General features: G+C 42.2%; 13 protein-coding genes. 7 read left to right on the top strand and 6 right to left on the bottom strand.

Annotated elements, in window-relative coordinates; all coding sequences use genetic code 11:
- Positions 1-189 precede the first annotated feature (189 nt).
- The 4 genes from B9T30_RS04970 to B9T30_RS04955 all read left to right on the top strand — a co-directional run bounded on the left by B9T30_RS04970 (position 190) and on the right by B9T30_RS04955 (position 3,886).
- The gene (locus B9T30_RS04970; protein WP_074947601.1) at positions 190-492 is read left to right on the top strand and encodes an ArsR/SmtB family transcription factor; all 303 of its coding nucleotides are present in this window, start codon (positions 190-192) and stop codon (positions 490-492) included.
- Between the two features lie 39 nt (positions 493-531).
- Positions 532-1,608 carry an alkene reductase gene (locus B9T30_RS04965; protein ID WP_086184038.1) on the top strand — a complete coding sequence of 359 codons (1,077 nt, stop codon included), beginning with the start codon at positions 532-534 and terminating at the stop codon, positions 1,606-1,608.
- 110 nt (positions 1,609-1,718) lie between these two features.
- Positions 1,719-2,999 carry a 3-deoxy-D-manno-octulosonic acid transferase gene (locus tag B9T30_RS04960; protein WP_086184185.1) on the top strand — a complete coding sequence of 427 codons (1,281 nt, stop codon included), beginning with the start codon at positions 1,719-1,721 and terminating at the stop codon, positions 2,997-2,999.
- Between the two features lie 173 nt (positions 3,000-3,172).
- Entirely contained in the window at positions 3,173-3,886 is a 714-nt protein-coding gene (locus B9T30_RS04955) for a 16S rRNA (uracil(1498)-N(3))-methyltransferase (RefSeq protein ID WP_086184037.1), read from the top strand.
- Here the strand turns inward: B9T30_RS04955 and B9T30_RS04950 are convergent.
- Both B9T30_RS04950 and B9T30_RS04945 read right to left on the bottom strand, forming a co-directional pair.
- Positions 3,869-4,846 carry a mechanosensitive ion channel family protein gene (locus B9T30_RS04950; protein WP_086184036.1) on the bottom strand — a complete coding sequence of 326 codons (978 nt, stop codon included), beginning with the start codon at positions 4,844-4,846 and terminating at the stop codon, positions 3,869-3,871. The genes B9T30_RS04955 and B9T30_RS04950 overlap by 18 nt on opposite strands.
- 111 nt (positions 4,847-4,957) lie before the next feature.
- Positions 4,958-5,539, bottom strand: coding sequence for a DUF805 domain-containing protein (locus B9T30_RS04945; RefSeq protein WP_086184035.1), 582 nt, complete (start codon positions 5,537-5,539; stop codon positions 4,958-4,960).
- A 289-nt stretch (positions 5,540-5,828) separates the two neighbouring features.
- Between B9T30_RS04945 and acs the strand changes: the two genes are divergently transcribed.
- A complete protein-coding gene (acs, locus tag B9T30_RS04940; RefSeq protein ID WP_086184034.1) occupies positions 5,829-7,772 on the top strand; it encodes an acetate--CoA ligase in 1,944 nt (647 codons plus the stop codon).
- 21 nt (positions 7,773-7,793) lie between these two features.
- Positions 7,794-7,928 (top strand): hypothetical protein, encoded by a 135-nt coding sequence (locus tag B9T30_RS16785; protein WP_264754373.1) that lies wholly within the window; start codon positions 7,794-7,796, stop codon positions 7,926-7,928.
- Between the two features lie 98 nt (positions 7,929-8,026).
- Here the strand turns inward: B9T30_RS16785 and sfnG are convergent, their stop codons facing one another.
- Positions 8,027-9,139 (bottom strand): dimethylsulfone monooxygenase SfnG, encoded by a 1,113-nt coding sequence (gene sfnG / locus B9T30_RS04935; protein WP_086184033.1) that lies wholly within the window; start codon positions 9,137-9,139, stop codon positions 8,027-8,029.
- Between the two features lie 29 nt (positions 9,140-9,168).
- Positions 9,169-9,903 carry an FMN reductase gene (gene msuE, locus B9T30_RS04930; protein ID WP_086184032.1) on the bottom strand — a complete coding sequence of 245 codons (735 nt, stop codon included), beginning with the start codon at positions 9,901-9,903 and terminating at the stop codon, positions 9,169-9,171.
- Positions 9,904-10,277: 374 nt separating this feature from the next.
- Between msuE and B9T30_RS04925 the strand changes: the two genes are divergently transcribed.
- Positions 10,278-10,928: a response regulator gene (locus B9T30_RS04925; protein ID WP_086184031.1), complete on the top strand. Its 651-nt coding sequence runs from the start codon at positions 10,278-10,280 to the stop codon at positions 10,926-10,928.
- A 97-nt stretch (positions 10,929-11,025) separates the two neighbouring features.
- Here B9T30_RS04925 and B9T30_RS04920 read toward each other — a convergent pair whose 3' ends face one another.
- Together B9T30_RS04920 and B9T30_RS04915 are read right to left on the bottom strand one after the other, a co-directional pair.
- The gene (locus B9T30_RS04920) at positions 11,026-11,793 is read right to left on the bottom strand and encodes a hypothetical protein (protein ID WP_086184030.1); all 768 of its coding nucleotides are present in this window, start codon (positions 11,791-11,793) and stop codon (positions 11,026-11,028) included.
- Positions 11,794-12,206: 413 nt separating this feature from the next.
- The gene (locus tag B9T30_RS04915) at positions 12,207-15,704 is read right to left on the bottom strand and encodes a PAS domain-containing hybrid sensor histidine kinase/response regulator (protein ID WP_086184029.1); all 3,498 of its coding nucleotides are present in this window, start codon (positions 15,702-15,704) and stop codon (positions 12,207-12,209) included.
- Positions 15,705-15,886: the final 182 nt, after the last annotated feature.

Here is a 15,886-nt window from a genome sequence, read left to right as displayed (position 1 = left end):
CGGTAAAATTTGGTTAGATGAGTGAATTCATTCATTGATCAGACAATGTTAGAATAGAATAAAGTTGTACAAAATTTTAGCAATTTACAAAAAGAATCTTTGTATCGAAAAATAACGATATTAATATCGTAAAAAATAGATATAATGAATTCTAGGTAAGGTGCTGATCATGAACATGAGTGAAATGAGATGGACACAGAAGCAATTTATAAAGCCTTAGCCAACCCGATTAGACGTCAGATTCTGCAATGTTTAAAAGAACCTAAACGTTTTATTTCCGCTGAAGAATGTGGAAATGATTTTAGTCGTGGGGTGTGTGCAGGGCACATGGAAAAAATTGCTGATATTTCTCAATCGACCATGTCCAATCATTTATCTGTTCTGCAACAAGCAGGGCTGATTCATGTAACCAAATATGGGCAATGGTCTTATTTCTCACGTAATGAAGCACTGATCCAAGAATTTTTACAACATTTACAGCACGCGCTTTAGACTTCACTAAGTCCAAGCAAGCTGTGAGAGGATTGCTTGATGACAGATTTTTCAACACCAATTCAATTTGGTGAACTCAAACTTAAAAACCGTGTGGTGATGGCGCCGTTAACACGTAGTCGTGCAACGACTGATCGTGTACCTACAGCAATGATGGCTGAATATTATGCACAACGTGCAAGTGCTGGTTTAATCATTTCTGAAGCGATTGTGATTTCTGAAGCAGCCAATGGTTATGAAAAAACACCGGGACTTTTTAGCGATGCTCAAGTTGACGGTTGGAAAGTAGTGACCGATGCAGTACATGCCAAAGACGGTTTAATTGTTGCACAATTATGGCATGTGGGGCGTGTTTCACATCCTGATTTACTGGGTGGTGACACACCTGTTTCTGCAAGTAATGTGCAGCAAAAAGGTCAAGTCAGTTTATTGCGTCCGAAACGTGATTATGTAGTGCCACGTCCACTTGAAATTGCTGAAATTCAAACGATTGTTGAACAATATAAACAGTCTGCTATTCGTGCCAAAGCCGCAGGTTTTGATGGTGTGGAATTGCATGCAGCCAATGGTTATTTAATTGACCAGTTCCTGCAAAGTTCGACCAATCAGCGTCAGGATAGCTATGGCGGTTCTGTTGAAAACCGTGCGCGTTTTTTGCTTGAAGTGGTGGATGCTTTAATTGAAGTTTGGGGTGCAGGCCGTGTCGGTGTACATTTGGCACCACGTGGTGATGAGCATGACATGGGCGATGCGAACCCGAAACAAACCTTTGGTTATGCCATGCAAGAATTGGGTCAACGTCACATCGCTTTCTTCTTTACCCGTGAATATATTGATGCGGGAAGCATTAGCCTTGACATGAAACAGCGTTCAAATGGTGTGCCGTATATTGCCAATATGCGTTTAAGTCGTGAGGATGCATTGGATTTATTGGCATCGGGTCAAGCCGAAGCCGTGTCTTTTGGTAAAGACTATATTTCTAATCCAGACCTTTTTGAACGTTTAGTACAAGATGAGCCACTGAATGAATTGAAGCTTGAAAATATGATTGGAACCGATGTGGCAGAAGGCTATATTGACTATCCATTTTTCAAAAAGCAATTCGCTGAAAGCTAATTTTATCCCTATACATAGCAGAATAAATCATTTGGCAGAGCAGAATTCATTAACATGTGAAGGCTGCTCTGTTATATTTTGCCGATTCAATCATATTTGAGGCAATTTGTTTGGCTACTCCTTTTTGGTACAACGCAGCATTATCCATGATCAAGCCATTGTATAAATGGCGAATAAAAAAACGTGCGTTGAATATGGAGCAGTTGCAACAAGAATGCCTTGAGCGCTTTGGTCCTTTTCAACAGCCCAAAAACCGCAATGCAATATGGTTTCATGTGGTTTCTGTTGGGGAAACCAATGCCGCACAACCGTTAATTGAACACTATTTAAAATTGGGTCATCCTGTTTTAGTGACCAATACCACCAAAACGGGTCAAGCCCGTGCTAAATCACTCTTTTTAAAAGCACCGTATCAGTCTTTGTTCCAAGCGGTGTATTTGCCTGCCGATCAGAAACAATTGGTACGGGCGTTCTATCAAAAATATCAGCCCAAAGTATTGGTTTTGGTCGAAACAGAGATATGGCCCAATTTAATTGATCAAGCCAAACACTTTGATGTGCCTTGTTTATTGATCAATGCACGTCTTTCGGAAAAATCAGCCCAAGGTTATGCCAAAGTGCCACGTTTAACCCAAGGTATGCTGAGTGGATTAGACCGCTTACTGGCACAAGATCAAGCCACTTTACAGCGTTACCTAAATTTAGGCATGGCTGCAAGTAAAAGTCAGGTCTTGGGCAGTATTAAGTTTGATATTCATGCCCCTGAAAGTTTCATCCAACAGGCTGAGCAATTAAAACAAGGGTGGAATTTAACAGCGCGTAAAATCATTACCCTTGCCAGTACGCATGCGCCCGAAGAACAAAAATTACTGACCGCTTTAAAGCCTTATTTAAGCCAATGTCCAGAGCTGTTGGTGATAGTTGTACCACGTCATCCTGAACGCTTTGATGAAGTCTTTCAGTTGGCACAGGACTTACAACTTAAAACACAGCGGCGCAGTTTAGGGCAGAGTATCGCAGCGGATACTCAAGTCTATTTGGCTGATAGCATGGGCGAGATGTGGTTGTGGTATGCCTTAAGTCAAGTCTGTTTTGTCGGCGGTTCATTGAATGAACCGGGTGGCGGTCATAATATTTTAGAGCCTATTGCGCTCCATGTACCGACGGTGTTGGGCAAAAATTATTTTAATTTCCAAACCATTGTCGATGAGTTTGTGGCTGTTGAAGGCGTAACCGTTGTAGAAGATGCCGAGCAAGCGGCTCAAGTTTTAATTGAACTGTTGACCGATAAATCTAAAGCCGAAAAACTCAACATTGCAGCGCAGCAGATCATGCAGAAAAATACAGGTTCTTTAGCAAAGCATATTACAGTGATAGATCAGTATCTTTAGAAACAATTTGAGATCACAGTACTCACGACCTCAAAAGTCTGGCTAGGTTCTTATTTTTTCGTGTAGGTCTTTCCTACTTTTAAAAGATGAGAAGCACTGCTTCGCAAGGTAGCAAAATCCTGTGCGGTAGCTGAATATGTCTATGCGCCTATTTTTTATCTTGTTTGGATTTTATGAATATTGTCCTGTTAGACCCACGTCAAACCGAATCCGAGCTTTGGTCGATTACATCGAAACGTCAGCTTGAACATTTAAAACAGCATGTGAATGTGCAAGTGGGTGATTGTCTCAAAGTTGGCATTCGAGAAGGGCAGCGTTACTTGACCGAAATTGTCGAAGTGACTGAACAAGCAGTCAAACTTAAACCGATTCAAATTGAAGCGGTTCCAGTAAAATTACCCGTGACTTTAATTTTAGCCATGCCGCGTCCGAAAGTTCTGCGCCGTTTAATGATGGATAGTGTCACCTTAGGGGTAGAAAAAATAATTCTTTTGCACAGTTATCGGGTGGATAAAAGCTATTGGCAAACGCCATTTTTGCAACAATTGGATCAATATGTGACGCTTGGTTTGGAACAAGCAGGAGACACGGTTGCCCCGCAAATTGAAATCTATAAACGCTTTAAACCTTTTGTTGAAGATGTCTTGCCCAGTTTGATTACAGCGGATCGTCCTGCTTATGTGGCACATCCTTATGCAGAGCGCAAAATGCCATTTGCCATTGAGCATGCCTGTACGATTGTGATTGGGCCTGAAGGCGGTTTTATTCCTTATGAGATTGATTTGCTCACAGAAAACGGCTGCCAAGCATTCAGCCTAGGCAACCGCATTTTGCGTACTGAAACCGTAATTTCTTATGTGCTCGGTCGCTTATTTAGCGCGAGCTGATGCATCGTCCTGTATGGCTGCATCACCACGATACACTTTGACTTCCTGTACTGGGTAAGGAATCGAAATGTGCTGTTCAGCAAAGGCTTGAATTACTTGTTCTTGAACGGTACTGATCGATGTTGAGGTCGCAGTTTCCGTAGTATCGACCCACCAGCGTACATTCAGGTTAATTGAAAAATCGGCCAGTGCACTGACATTGACACTAAATGCCGGTTGGCTCAGGATGCTGACATCTCGATCTAGAATGGCCATGATAATATTTTTGGCTTTTTGAATATCATCTTCATAACCAATACCGACCACAAATTCACAGCGACGACGTTGATAGGCGGTATTGACTGTGACTGGACTGGTATAGACCGTGGCATTTGGAATGACGATACGACGACCATCGGGTGAGCGTAAATAGGTGGCACGAATTTGAATATCTTCAACGGTGCCTTCCATGCCTGACACAATAATGTCATCACCAATTTTGAACGGTTCACTCAATAAAATTAGAATACCGGAAAGCAAATTTTGGAAGATGTCTTTGAAGGCAAAACCGATGGCGACCGAACCAATACCCAGTGCGCTCATGAGTTGGCTGGGAGTGAATCCTGGAATCGCAATCACCATAGCAATTAGGAAACCAAGGAACATAATGACAGAACTACCGACGCGATTGAGCACCAGAACTAAGTTCTGCCGAGTATAAGAGCGGTCGGCTAAGGTTTTACGCACAAAGAATTTAAAGACTTTGACCAACAGTAAAAAAAGACTAAAAACCACGATGGCGATACATAAATAAGGCACACGTTCCCAAAATCCATCGACAAATTTATCGATGGTGGAATAGGCATCATTATATTTCGTGGTATGTGCGATGACGGTTTCTGCTGTTTTCTCAGTTGCTTCATGTAGAAGTTGAGAGGTGCCTTGAGTCACTTCACTCAAGGCATTATTTTGTTCAGCCACAGGACTTCCGAGTTTGGGTTGATTGTTGCGTATTTTGCCTGAAACTGACGGGGAATTTAACCAAAACTCAGGGCTTTTGCTGTAGTTTTGTGAAAAAATGCTGTGTGTATTTTAAAAATATTCACTGCCTTTTTGAATGACATTTTGTGGCATGTCTAATTCACCTGCACCAAGCATATAAGACAGCATGCTGCTTGAAGCCAAAAAACTGAGTAACATCAGAATAATCATCAGCCACGCTAAGATTTTTTCCCAAACGGGTGTTTCGCGTGGCAGACCATAGCTATTGATGCCTGCCGTGCCTGAACCGAATAGTAAATACAAGCCCAGCAAAATATTCAGCACGGGCAGTATAAACAATAAAATAAACCAGCCACTTCGGTTCATGTCATGTAAACGGCGCACAGTAATCACCATTAAAAAATAGAGATACAGCAGAAAAATCACCACAAAACCTAGACCCGCAATACCCGTTAATGTATTGACCAACTGATGGTCCATCGACAGGGTATTGAGATTAAAAATCCCCACCGTTAGGCTTAAGGCAATGGTGGCTAAAAAGGTTGCTAAATGGACAAAAGCATACCAGCCGATTGAACTTAAACGCCCAAAACGACCTTGCGGCGACAAAGGATTATCTGTGTTCGTTGCTTGAGATCTGGAAAAAAAGGGAGCTGAGTCTTGTGGGTTCATACGCTTTTCCAAATCAGGTTGAGCTAAGACAATCGTGTATTTGATAAAATAGTCAGTACATCTTGTTGTTAAATTATAAGATTAAAAGAACAGATCAGATACGAATCAGACGATTATTTTTGTTGAATACGATAAAGTGTTTATGTTTTAAATTGTATAAATAAACTACGACCAAAGCATGATTGAAGTGGTTGAAAAATAATCGCCATACTGTGAATATGCAATGAATAAAATCAATAACGTGGCATAGCATCTCGTGATGAGATGAATAAGATCAAGGAAGTAAATAATGAAAGAAATCTATCCTGTACCCGAAGAATTTAAAAAAACAGCTCGTCTTGTAGAATCTGAATATTTCGAGCGTTATCAGCAATCCATTGATCAGCCAAATGAGTTTTGGGCCGAACAAGCGCATAAACTGGATTGGATTAAACCTTTTACTCAAGTTAAAAATACCAGTTTTAACAAAGATAATTTTAAAATTGAATGGTTTGCTGATGGGCAGCTCAACCTCAGTGCCAATTGCTTAGATCGACATTTAAAAGAACACCCGCATAAACCTGCGATTATTTGGGAAGGCGATCACCCTTCACGACATAAAATTATTTCTTTTAAAGAACTACATGATGAAACTTGTCGTTTTGCCAATGTATTAAAGAAACACGGTGTGGGCAAAGGCGACCGTGTCGTGCTGTATATGCCCATGGTTTCTGAAGCGGCCATTTCAATGTTGGCGTGTGCCCGAATTGGGGCGGTACATTGTGTGGTTTTTGGTGGCTTCTCACCCGATGCCTTGGCGAGTCGAATTGAAGACAGTCAAGCCAAAATTGTGATTACCGCAGATTCAGGGATGCGTGGTGGTAAGCCCATTCCACTGAAAGAAAACGTCGATGCTGCACTGCAAGTTCAGGGCACTGAATCGGTTCAAAATGTGATTGTAGTGCATCGTACAGGCAATCCGATTGAGTTAAAAGCAGGCCGTGACCTGTGGTATCACATGGAAATCATGTCGGTCAATGAAGTTTGCCCACCTGAGCCGATGAATGCAGAAGATCCATTGTTTATTCTGTATACCTCTGGTTCAACTGGTAAACCGAAAGGTGTATTGCATACTACAGGCGGTTATCTCACGTATGTGAATTCAACGTTCCGTGAAGTCTTCGATTTAAAACAAGATGATGTGTTTTGGTGTACCGCAGATGTTGGCTGGATTACCGGACATTCTTATGTCCTGTATGGCCCTTTATCCAATGGTACGACCACGCTGATGTTTGAAGGTGTACCGCAGTATCCGACGTGGGCACGTACCGGTCATATTGTCGATAAGCACAATGTTACCATCCTCTATACCGCCCCGACTGCCATTCGCGCCATGATGCGTGAAGGTGATCGCTTTGTTCGGGAAAGTGACCGCAGTAGTCTACGTTTGATTGGATCGGTGGGTGAGCCAATTAATCCAGAGGCATGGAATTGGTACTATACCGTGGTGGGTGAAAGCCGCTGTCCTGTTGTCGATACATGGTGGCAAACGGAAACAGGCGGTATTTTAATTTCTCCTTTACCGGGAGCCACGGATTTAAAACCGGGGTCTGCAACGCGTCCCTTGTTTGGCATACAACCGGCCATTGTCGATGCTGAAGGTCATGAACTAGAAGGTGAGGCCGAAGGTAACTTGGTGATCAAGGATTCTTGGCCGGGTCAAATGCGCACCATTTGGGGCGATCCTGAGCGTTTTATTGAAGCCTATTTTTCAACTTATCCGGGTGTTTATTTCACTGGAGATGGCGCACGGCGTGACAAAGATGGCTATTACTGGATTACAGGACGTGTGGACGATGTACTAAATGTCGCTGGACACCGTTTAGGCACAGCAGAAGTCGAAAGTGCCTTAGTTGCCCATGAAGCTGTTGCAGAAGCAGCTGTGGTGGGTATGCCGCATGAGATTAAAGGACAAGGGATTTGCTCTTTTGTCACTTTGCAAGCGGGTACAGAGGAATCAGAAGAACTACGCAAAGAATTGGTCGATTGGGTGCGTAAAATTTTGGGTCCGATTGCCACACCAGATGCACTGCATTGGGCACCGGCTTTGCCCAAAACTCGTTCTGGTAAAATCATGCGCCGGATTTTAAGAAAAATTGCCGCCAATGAGTTGGATAGTTTAGGCGATACTTCCACCTTGGCTGAGCCACAAGTGGTCGAAGCTTTAATCCTCACGGTGCACCCCAATAGATAAATTGTTTACTGATACCGTCTGATGGCTCAGGCGGTATTTTTATTTGCATTCGATGAACTGAATCGCATATTTAAAATTTTGGTTTTACAAGCTGCTGGTATTGCTCCAAAAATGACGAATGAAAGAAGGCGATTACTTTTGCCAATCGGTATTTAAAACTGCGTTGAATGTTCATAAAAAAATCCCCTCAAGCCGAGCCTTGGGGGGAATGGAGAGAGAGCTTTTATTGTTATTCTTATGCTGTACGCACGTGGTTAAGCTGACTTCGCTTGAATTGCAAGTTGTTGCTGTTGTTTTGCTTCAAGTTCACGAACCAAGGGTAAAACTTTCTGACCAAAATATTCGACCTCTTCAATAAAGTGTAAAAAGCCAGACAGAACCAAATCGACTCCCACACTTTTTAACGCAACAATACGTTCTGCAATTTGTTGCGGTGTGCCAATCAGATTGGTTTTAAAGCCATCGTTATACTGGACTAAATCTTCAAAGGTTGATTTTGCCCAGTTACCTTCACCTTCAGTGGTTGAGGCACCCGCTTCACGTGTGGCATCACCAAATGCATTGACCGCTTGAATATTGGCTTTATCAACAATTTCTTGCAGTACTGCCTGTGCTTCTTCTTCAGTATCACGGGCAATAATAAAGGCATTGACGCCAATTTTTACGCTGTGATGATTGGCTTTGGCTTTTTCGCGAATGTCATCAATTTGCTTTTTCAATTCCTCCGTTGTGTTGCCATTGGTAAAGTACCAATCGGAAACACGCGATGCCATATCACGAGCAGCGCGTGAGCTGCCTCCTTGAAAGATTTCGATATGCGGTTTCTGCACTGGTTTTGGCTTTAAGCTGTAATCTTTAAATTGGTAATATTTACCCTCAAAACTAAAATGATCTTCAGTCCAAACACCTTTTAAACAACGGATAAATTCCTCAGAACGTACATAGCGTTGATCATGTTCTGGCCATTCTTCACCAATGGCATCGAACTCGCCACGGAACCAACCACTCACCACATTAATTGCGATACGGCCCTGAGTGAGATGGTCAATTGTGGCCAATTGTTTTGCGGCTAAAGCGGGTTTCCAAGGACCCGGCAAAATTGCCGCAATCACTTTCAGCTTTTCAGTTTTTGCCAATAACCCGTGGCTGAAACTCACAGATTCATGCTGATTGTCCGCACCATAACCCGCAGTAAAACGAATTTGGGTGAGGGCATAGTCGAAACCACTTTTTTCTGCGGCTTGTGCTAAACGCACGTTATATTCATAGCTCCAATCTGTGCGCTGTGTGATATTACTGACCACCAAACCACCGCTGACATTCGGAACCCAATAGGCAAAAGTAATCTTTTGATTTGGTTGAGTCATATTTATACCCTCTCGCTGGATGTATTCACTTAGGCCACTTGAGGCTTTGGTACTTTTTTATGATGTAGACGAGATTCTGCGGCATCTAAATTGGGCACTGCGGCAGAAGGTAAAACGTCATCTTGCTCAATTTGTGTATTGATGCCCAAGTTTTGGTTGGCCAGTTGAGTTTTTTCTTTCACCACCTCTGCACGTTGACCTTTCGCTGGTGCCCATTCCAAAATAGGCAATGCACGTGCGACAGCCAAAGTAATACGGTCACGCAAGAATGCACTGTGAATGGTGTATTCAGGGGTAAAATCTTTATCTGTTGCATAGACACCAATTGGTAAAGTCTGTGCTTGGAAGAAGCTAAACAATGGACGTAATTGATGTTCAAGGACCAAAGCATGACGTTCACTACCACCCGATGCAGCTAAAAGAACCGGTACATCAACCAATGCAGTTTGTTCAACAAAGTCAAAAAAGTGCTTAAAAAGACCCGTAAAAGAGGCACGATAAACAGGTGTTCCTACGATGAGGGCATCGGCAGCTTCAAGCGCAGCCAAGTCATCTTGTACCCGTTGTGGCAATTGATTACGGTAAATGGCACCCCCGAGTAAATGACCAATTTCACTGAATTTAATAAAATGCACATGAATGGGGGTAGCTTCGCCTAATTCATTGAGAATTTCTTGTACTAAAGCTTCTGTTTTAGATGGGTTATTTAAACCGCCTGATACAGCGACAATGTTAAGCGGTTTTTGTTGATTAAGAATGGTCATGAAGGTAGAACCTAAGTTGAATCTCGGAATAGTGTTCATTTATCAACATTGCAGAAGGTGCTGTAAAATAAAGAAAAAAAAATAGGTTATCTGTTTTTAAGATATAACAGTTTTTAAAATCATGAGGTCGAAAATGGTGATTTAATTATTTGAAAAGTAAAGTTATATTGGATTTGAATAAGCAATTTCATTGCATGAATAAAATTTATATCAAAATGTGATTAGATTTGATGATTTTTGGAAAAACTAAAAAAAAACTAATTTTTTTATAAAATAATGGCATATCGCGTAAAAAAAGTGATTCCTGCATATCCTTAACGATGATTGTGTGGTTAGAATAGCCATCACTGTGCACAAGATCTTTCATGTCGCTTATGAACATTTTAATCGTTGATGATCATCCGTTATTTCGTCATGCTTTAATTCAGGCAGTTCGTTATAGCTTACCGCAAGCTCAAATTAATGAAACAGCTGCAGTAAATGAGTTGTATGAACGTTTAGATAACGGACCAGAACCAGATTTGGTTTTATTGGATTTGAATTTACCGGGGGCTTCGGGCTTTTCCGCTTTGGTTCATGTGCGTGCACAATATCCTTCGATTCCGATTATTGTCGTTTCTGCACACGAAGAAGTTTCAATCATTCAACGTGCGATTGCGCATGGTGCGATGGGTTATATTCCAAAATCAGCCCATCCAAGCCATATTGGTGAGGCAATTCGCCAAGTGCTGGAAGGTGAAATTTGGCTACCACCCAACTTACCTGCGAATTTGAGTTTTGATCCACGTGCGGCAGATGAAACTGCATTGGCAGAACGAATTCAATCACTTACGCCACAACAATTTCGCGTTTTAATGATGGTTGCGGAAGGGTTGTTAAATAAACAGATCGCCTACGAGTTAGATGTTTCTGAAGCAACAATTAAAGCGCATGTCACAGCAATTTTCCGTAAATTGGGTGTACAAAATCGTACGCAAGCGGTCTTGGCTATTGGTGCGTTAAATATTGAAGAAAAGAAAATATAATGTTCTGAACACAGTATGAAATAGAAAAAGGCACTTCATGGAAGTGCCTTTTTTATGCGGATAAATTTTTGCAATTTAAACAAGGAAAAAATTTAAGCTAAATCACCCAGCTTTTTTTAGGTGTGAGGTCTGTGCAAAATAATGGATTGAGTGCGCATTGCAGATCATCAATCTGTTCTTGAGAAACATAGGATTTTTCTTTCAGGTATTCGGCAACACTATCATCACGTAGGCTTAAAAAAGCAGCATCATAGACACCTAAGTCGACAAATAAAGCGGCTGTTTCTAAGCTGTTAAAATGGTCTAGGTAGATGTCATTGCCATACATGAGAAAAATATGATCTTCACGATTATCTGCGTTTACAGCCAAGTGCTGGGCCAGTTCAAAAGGCGAGGTTTTAATAAATAACAGGTCTGATAATTCGTCAAATTGTGTGGTATCTAATAAGTTTTCATCGGTTTTGACCTTGCCAAGCCATGCTTTAAAGACCAGCACGGCGCCACCACGGAGTAACATGCTCCAAATTTGATGACGTACAGCATCACTTAAGCCATTCGATTCAGTCTTTAAGGATTGAACCAATTTATCTTCTTGTTCAGCCAGTCGTTCAAATAGACCTAAGCCTTGTGGTTTATGGGCTGCTGGTGTAAATACATCAAAATTTAAATCGGCAAATACTTGTAATGCAAGGGGTACAGCACTTTGGTACAAGGTGTTTAAAGCTTGAATATGGGTGTCATTCAACTTGCTGTGTTTAAATAATTCAGTCCATTGAATTTCGGGTAACAGGGCATTGGTCCCATATTGACGGTAAAATTGTTGCGATTGATCTAAATCATGATTTCCAGCTTGCGAAATGTTCATCTTCAAACTCCTGTGTTTTGGTCTGATGATCAGTTTCTGTGAGCAGCGTTTTTTCAGATCTGCCTATTGCGAGATAAAACTGATCTTTTCTTGCTTTTATATATGGTCTAGCAGCGTACTGAACGAAATACGACTAAAGTTTTAGATTGGGTTTTTTGCATAAAAAATGATTTGAAAACAGTATTTTGAAAAATTGTAACCAAGTGTACATGTGTTCACTTAAATTTTGATCTTCTTTGCCATAGAAAATACAAGGTTGAAATTTTTAGTCAATCGAACAGTACTTAAAATGCGGTTTTTTGAGCAGTTTGGCCTAAACAAAAAAATAAATTGTCAGTACAGCTGATCAAAGGTGTATTTGTGTCTTAAAACGTCCATTTCATCAATTTGAAATGGACGTTTTATTTTGCAGTTTAGGATTCAGAACTGGAAATTTTTAAGCCAGACAGCCATGAACGCAGAGATGCAGGTTTTAACGGTTTTTTCAGCAAGACAATATTGAGTTCTTTTAAATGCTGCGGCAGTTCAGGATCAGAATCTGCCGTAATAAGCGCGACAGGAACTTGTTCTTGACGATTTTCCACAATGAAATCTAAACCAATTTTATGGTTATTCAAATGTTGATCGACCAACCAGACTTGAATATTTTCTTGCTGAATCAGGGTTAACGCTTGCTCAGGTTCAGTGGCTTTAAAGACTTGATAGCCCCATTTTGTCAGTAGGGTAGACATGCCTTCTAAAATGGTTTCATCATTGTCTAAGCATAAAATTTTATAGGCTTTGCTTTTTAGTGGAATGGCCTGTGTTGGGATGGCAACCACTTGAGGTGCTTCGACAATCGGCACTTCAATCATGAAACAAGAGCCTTTGCCATATTCAGAATAGACATGTACAGGGTAGTCCAGCAGGCTGGTCATACGTTGCACAATGGCTAAGCCCAGTCCAAGACCTTGTTCACCCCAAGGTGAAGTGTGCCCACAGCGCTCAAACTCTTGGAACAGCTTAATGCGTTGTTCTTCAGCAATTCCCGGACCCGTATCCCATACCCCTATGCGAATATGTTGTGGTTTTTCCGCAGAACGCAGAACACCGACAATGACCCGACCTTTGGCGGTATAACGTAAGGCATTACTGACAAAATTTTGAATAATACGGCGAATCCATTGGGGATCGGTATCAATCCAGAATTGGGCATCATGGACACTAAATTGAATGTTACGCTGTGCTGCAATGGACTTAAATTGCAGTTCTAAATCACTGAGTAAGTCATGTAGTGGATAGGGTTGACGCTTGGGTTGAATGGTGCCGCCTTCTAAACGGGCAATATCTAACAATGCTGATAACATGCTTTCAGCACCATGTAAGGCACGGTCAAGCTGTTGCAGAGTCTTACGGTCTTCATCCGACTGTACACTTTGCTCTAATGCTGTACTAAACAAACGCGCAGCATGCATTGGTTGTAGTAAGTCATGGCTGGCTGCTGCAATAAAGCGACTTTTTGACATATTGGCGCGGTCAGCTTGTTCTCGTGCCAATTGTTGCTCGGAAAGGGCATTGGCAAGCTGTTGAGTACGATCCTGTACACGTCCTTCAAGTACGGCTTCATTTTCACGGAAAGCGGTAATATCGGCAAAAGTTGTAACGAAACCACCACCTTCAATCGGATTGCCGCGCATTTGAATGACCCGACCATCTTTACGAATGCGTTCAAATTCATGTGCACTGCCCATCGCCATCCAATGAATCCGTTTCCGCACATGTTCTTCCACTGAACCGGGGCCACATTCGCCACGTTCTGCGTTATAGCGAATTAAATCGGCAATCGGGCAACCGACATAAACAATGTCCTTTGGATAATCAAAAAGTATCAGGTATTGATTGTTCCATGCCACCAAGCACATATTTTCATCCACCACACTCACCCCTTGGGTCATGTGGTCAATCATGGTCATAATCAGATTTTGGTTAAAACGCTGCCATTGCGAGGCTTGGTCTAAAATATTCGCGACCTGACCCAAGGCTAAACCATTATTGACCATGGCTGTGGTGAGCAAAGTCCGTGCGGAAGCTGAACCAATGGTTCCAGCCAGATATTGTTCTGTGAAACGCCACCACATGCCATTGGCACTGCTATTTTCATTCAAGACGACATTATTTTGCGCACAGAATTGTTGAAAGGCCTGTGTGGCGGGCCCTTCACCAGTAATTCGTTTGGCCAAGGCCATTAAATCCCCTACTTTTAGACGGGCAACGTCATGATTCAGGTAGCTCATATCTGTTGAACTGGTATGCGTTGGTAAGGGCTTGGTTTCGTAATAAAAAAAGCTTTCCGCTTGAATTTGTTCGGCAATACTGGGACGAAAGATTCGCGAGACCCAAACATAGAGCAGAATATTGAGACCCAAAGACCAGACCACACCATGAGTCAAAGGGGCAAAAGACTGAAAACCCAGTAAGGCTTCTGGACGTAACCAGTTAATCGCTAAAGGCCCGAGGTTGAGGAACTGGTGGGTGAATTGGCTATATTCAGCAGGCAAGCTGCGCAGTATTGTAGGTAACAGTAAAGTGTATGACCACATGAAAAAGCCAGTCAGCAGTCCAGCATATACCCCTTGTTTACTGCCACCTCGCCAATATAGTCCACCGATCAGCGCAGGGGAGAATTGGGCTACTGCACTAAAGGCCAGCAATCCAAAAACGGAGAGTTGGTCAATGTCATTAAAGAAATGGAAGAACAAAAACCCCAAGAGCATGACGGCTAAAATACAGACGCGACGGGTAAATTTCAGTACCAACGGCAGACGTTTGTCATGGCGTGAAAGTAGGCCAGTACGCCATAATGCCGGCATAATCAAGTCATTACTGAGCATAATCGACAAGGCGACCGAAGACACTAACAGCATACCTGTAGAGGCAGAAAAACCACCTAAAAAAGCCAATAGGGTTAACCAATCTTGGTTATAACTCAGTGGCAAGGAAAGAACAGCGACATCGGGAATCGCTAAAAAATGCGGTGCAGCATGCAAGGCCCAACTGGCAATCGGGATAATGGCAATGGTTGTGAGAATCAGATAAACGGCAAACCAACGACGTGCCCCGCGAATATGTTTTTCATCGCGTAATTCAACCACCGCGACATGGAACTGGCGTGGTAAACAAATAATCGCCAGTGCCGCCAGCATGGTTTGTACCCAAAAGGTATCTGGCACACCAAAAAGCTGAACCTGTTTAAAGGTATCGGCCACATCACTGGAAATTTGTCCCAGATTATCGGGTGCTTCAAAGACAAAAAATAAGGCAACACACAATAAAGCAAATAATTTCACAAAAGATTCAAAAGCCACAGCCAGCATTAAGCCGCCATGTTGTTCAGTATTGGCAATTTGCCGTGTACCAAACATCATCGCCAGAATGGCTAAAATACCCGTCAGAAAAAGTACCCCATTGGTGGTGCTTTCTATGTTGGTATCCTGTTGTAAAATTACCGCAGCACTTAAGGCAATGGCTCTGAGCTGTAAAGCCAAATAGGGAATGATGGCAATGACGGCAAGAATTGTCACCAAAGATGCCAATGGCCCACTTTTGCCATAACGTGCAGCGACAAAGTCGGCAATCGAGGAAATGGCATGGTGCTGACGAACTCGACCTAAACGTCGCCAAATATCATAACCGACCCCAACAAATATCAGTGGTCCAAGATAAATGGGTAGAAAGATAATACCTTCACGAACAGCAGCCCCTGTCGCACCATAAAAGGTCCAAGATGAACAATACACGCCTAGAGTTAGACTAAAGAGTAACATGCGGCCACGGGTGCTTAATCGGCTGGCGTGTTTTTCCCCAAAAAATGCGCAGATAAAAAGTAATGCGATATAGAGGGCCAGAACCCCGATGATAAGCCAGCTATTCATATTGCCTACAGTCTGAAACTATGACGTCATGATACCCTATCTGGTAATCTGATCAGTGCAATTGGTTAAAATTTAACGACCAAAGTATTAATTACAACAACCCAACAAGATTGTTAAGTTATACAACGTAATAATTCGAATTAAAAATAGCACTTATGGTTGGGTGCAAACAGGAGTATAGG

It is taken from the genome of Acinetobacter sp. ANC 4973 (assembly GCF_002135275.1).
Lineage (GTDB): Bacteria > Pseudomonadota > Gammaproteobacteria > Pseudomonadales > Moraxellaceae > Acinetobacter > Acinetobacter kyonggiensis.
This window is presented reverse-complemented; position numbering and strand designations above follow the sequence as displayed.

Bases quoted from the DNA above. Each gene is read 5' to 3' on its own strand.
- B9T30_RS04915 (WP_086184029.1), bottom strand. From the start codon at position 15,704: ATGAATAGCTGGCTTATCATCGGGGTTCTGGCCCTCTATATCGCATTA.
- B9T30_RS04970 (WP_074947601.1), top strand. From the start codon at position 190: ATGGACACAGAAGCAATTTATAAAGCCTTAGCCAACCCGATTAGACGT.
- B9T30_RS04955 (WP_086184037.1), top strand. From the start codon at position 3,173: ATGAATATTGTCCTGTTAGACCCACGTCAAACCGAATCCGAGCTTTGG.
- msuE (WP_086184032.1), bottom strand. From the start codon at position 9,903: ATGACCATTCTTAATCAACAAAAACCGCTTAACATTGTCGCTGTATCA.
- B9T30_RS16785 (WP_264754373.1), top strand. From the start codon at position 7,794: ATGGCTCAGGCGGTATTTTTATTTGCATTCGATGAACTGAATCGCATA.
- acs (WP_086184034.1), top strand. From the start codon at position 5,829: ATGAAAGAAATCTATCCTGTACCCGAAGAATTTAAAAAAACAGCTCGT.
- B9T30_RS04945 (WP_086184035.1), bottom strand. From the start codon at position 5,539: ATGAACCCACAAGACTCAGCTCCCTTTTTTTCCAGATCTCAAGCAACG.
- B9T30_RS04965 (WP_086184038.1), top strand. From the start codon at position 532: ATGACAGATTTTTCAACACCAATTCAATTTGGTGAACTCAAACTTAAA.
- B9T30_RS04920 (WP_086184030.1), bottom strand. From the start codon at position 11,793: ATGAACATTTCGCAAGCTGGAAATCATGATTTAGATCAATCGCAACAA.
- sfnG (WP_086184033.1), bottom strand. From the start codon at position 9,139: ATGACTCAACCAAATCAAAAGATTACTTTTGCCTATTGGGTTCCGAAT.
- B9T30_RS04925 (WP_086184031.1), top strand. From the start codon at position 10,278: ATGAACATTTTAATCGTTGATGATCATCCGTTATTTCGTCATGCTTTA.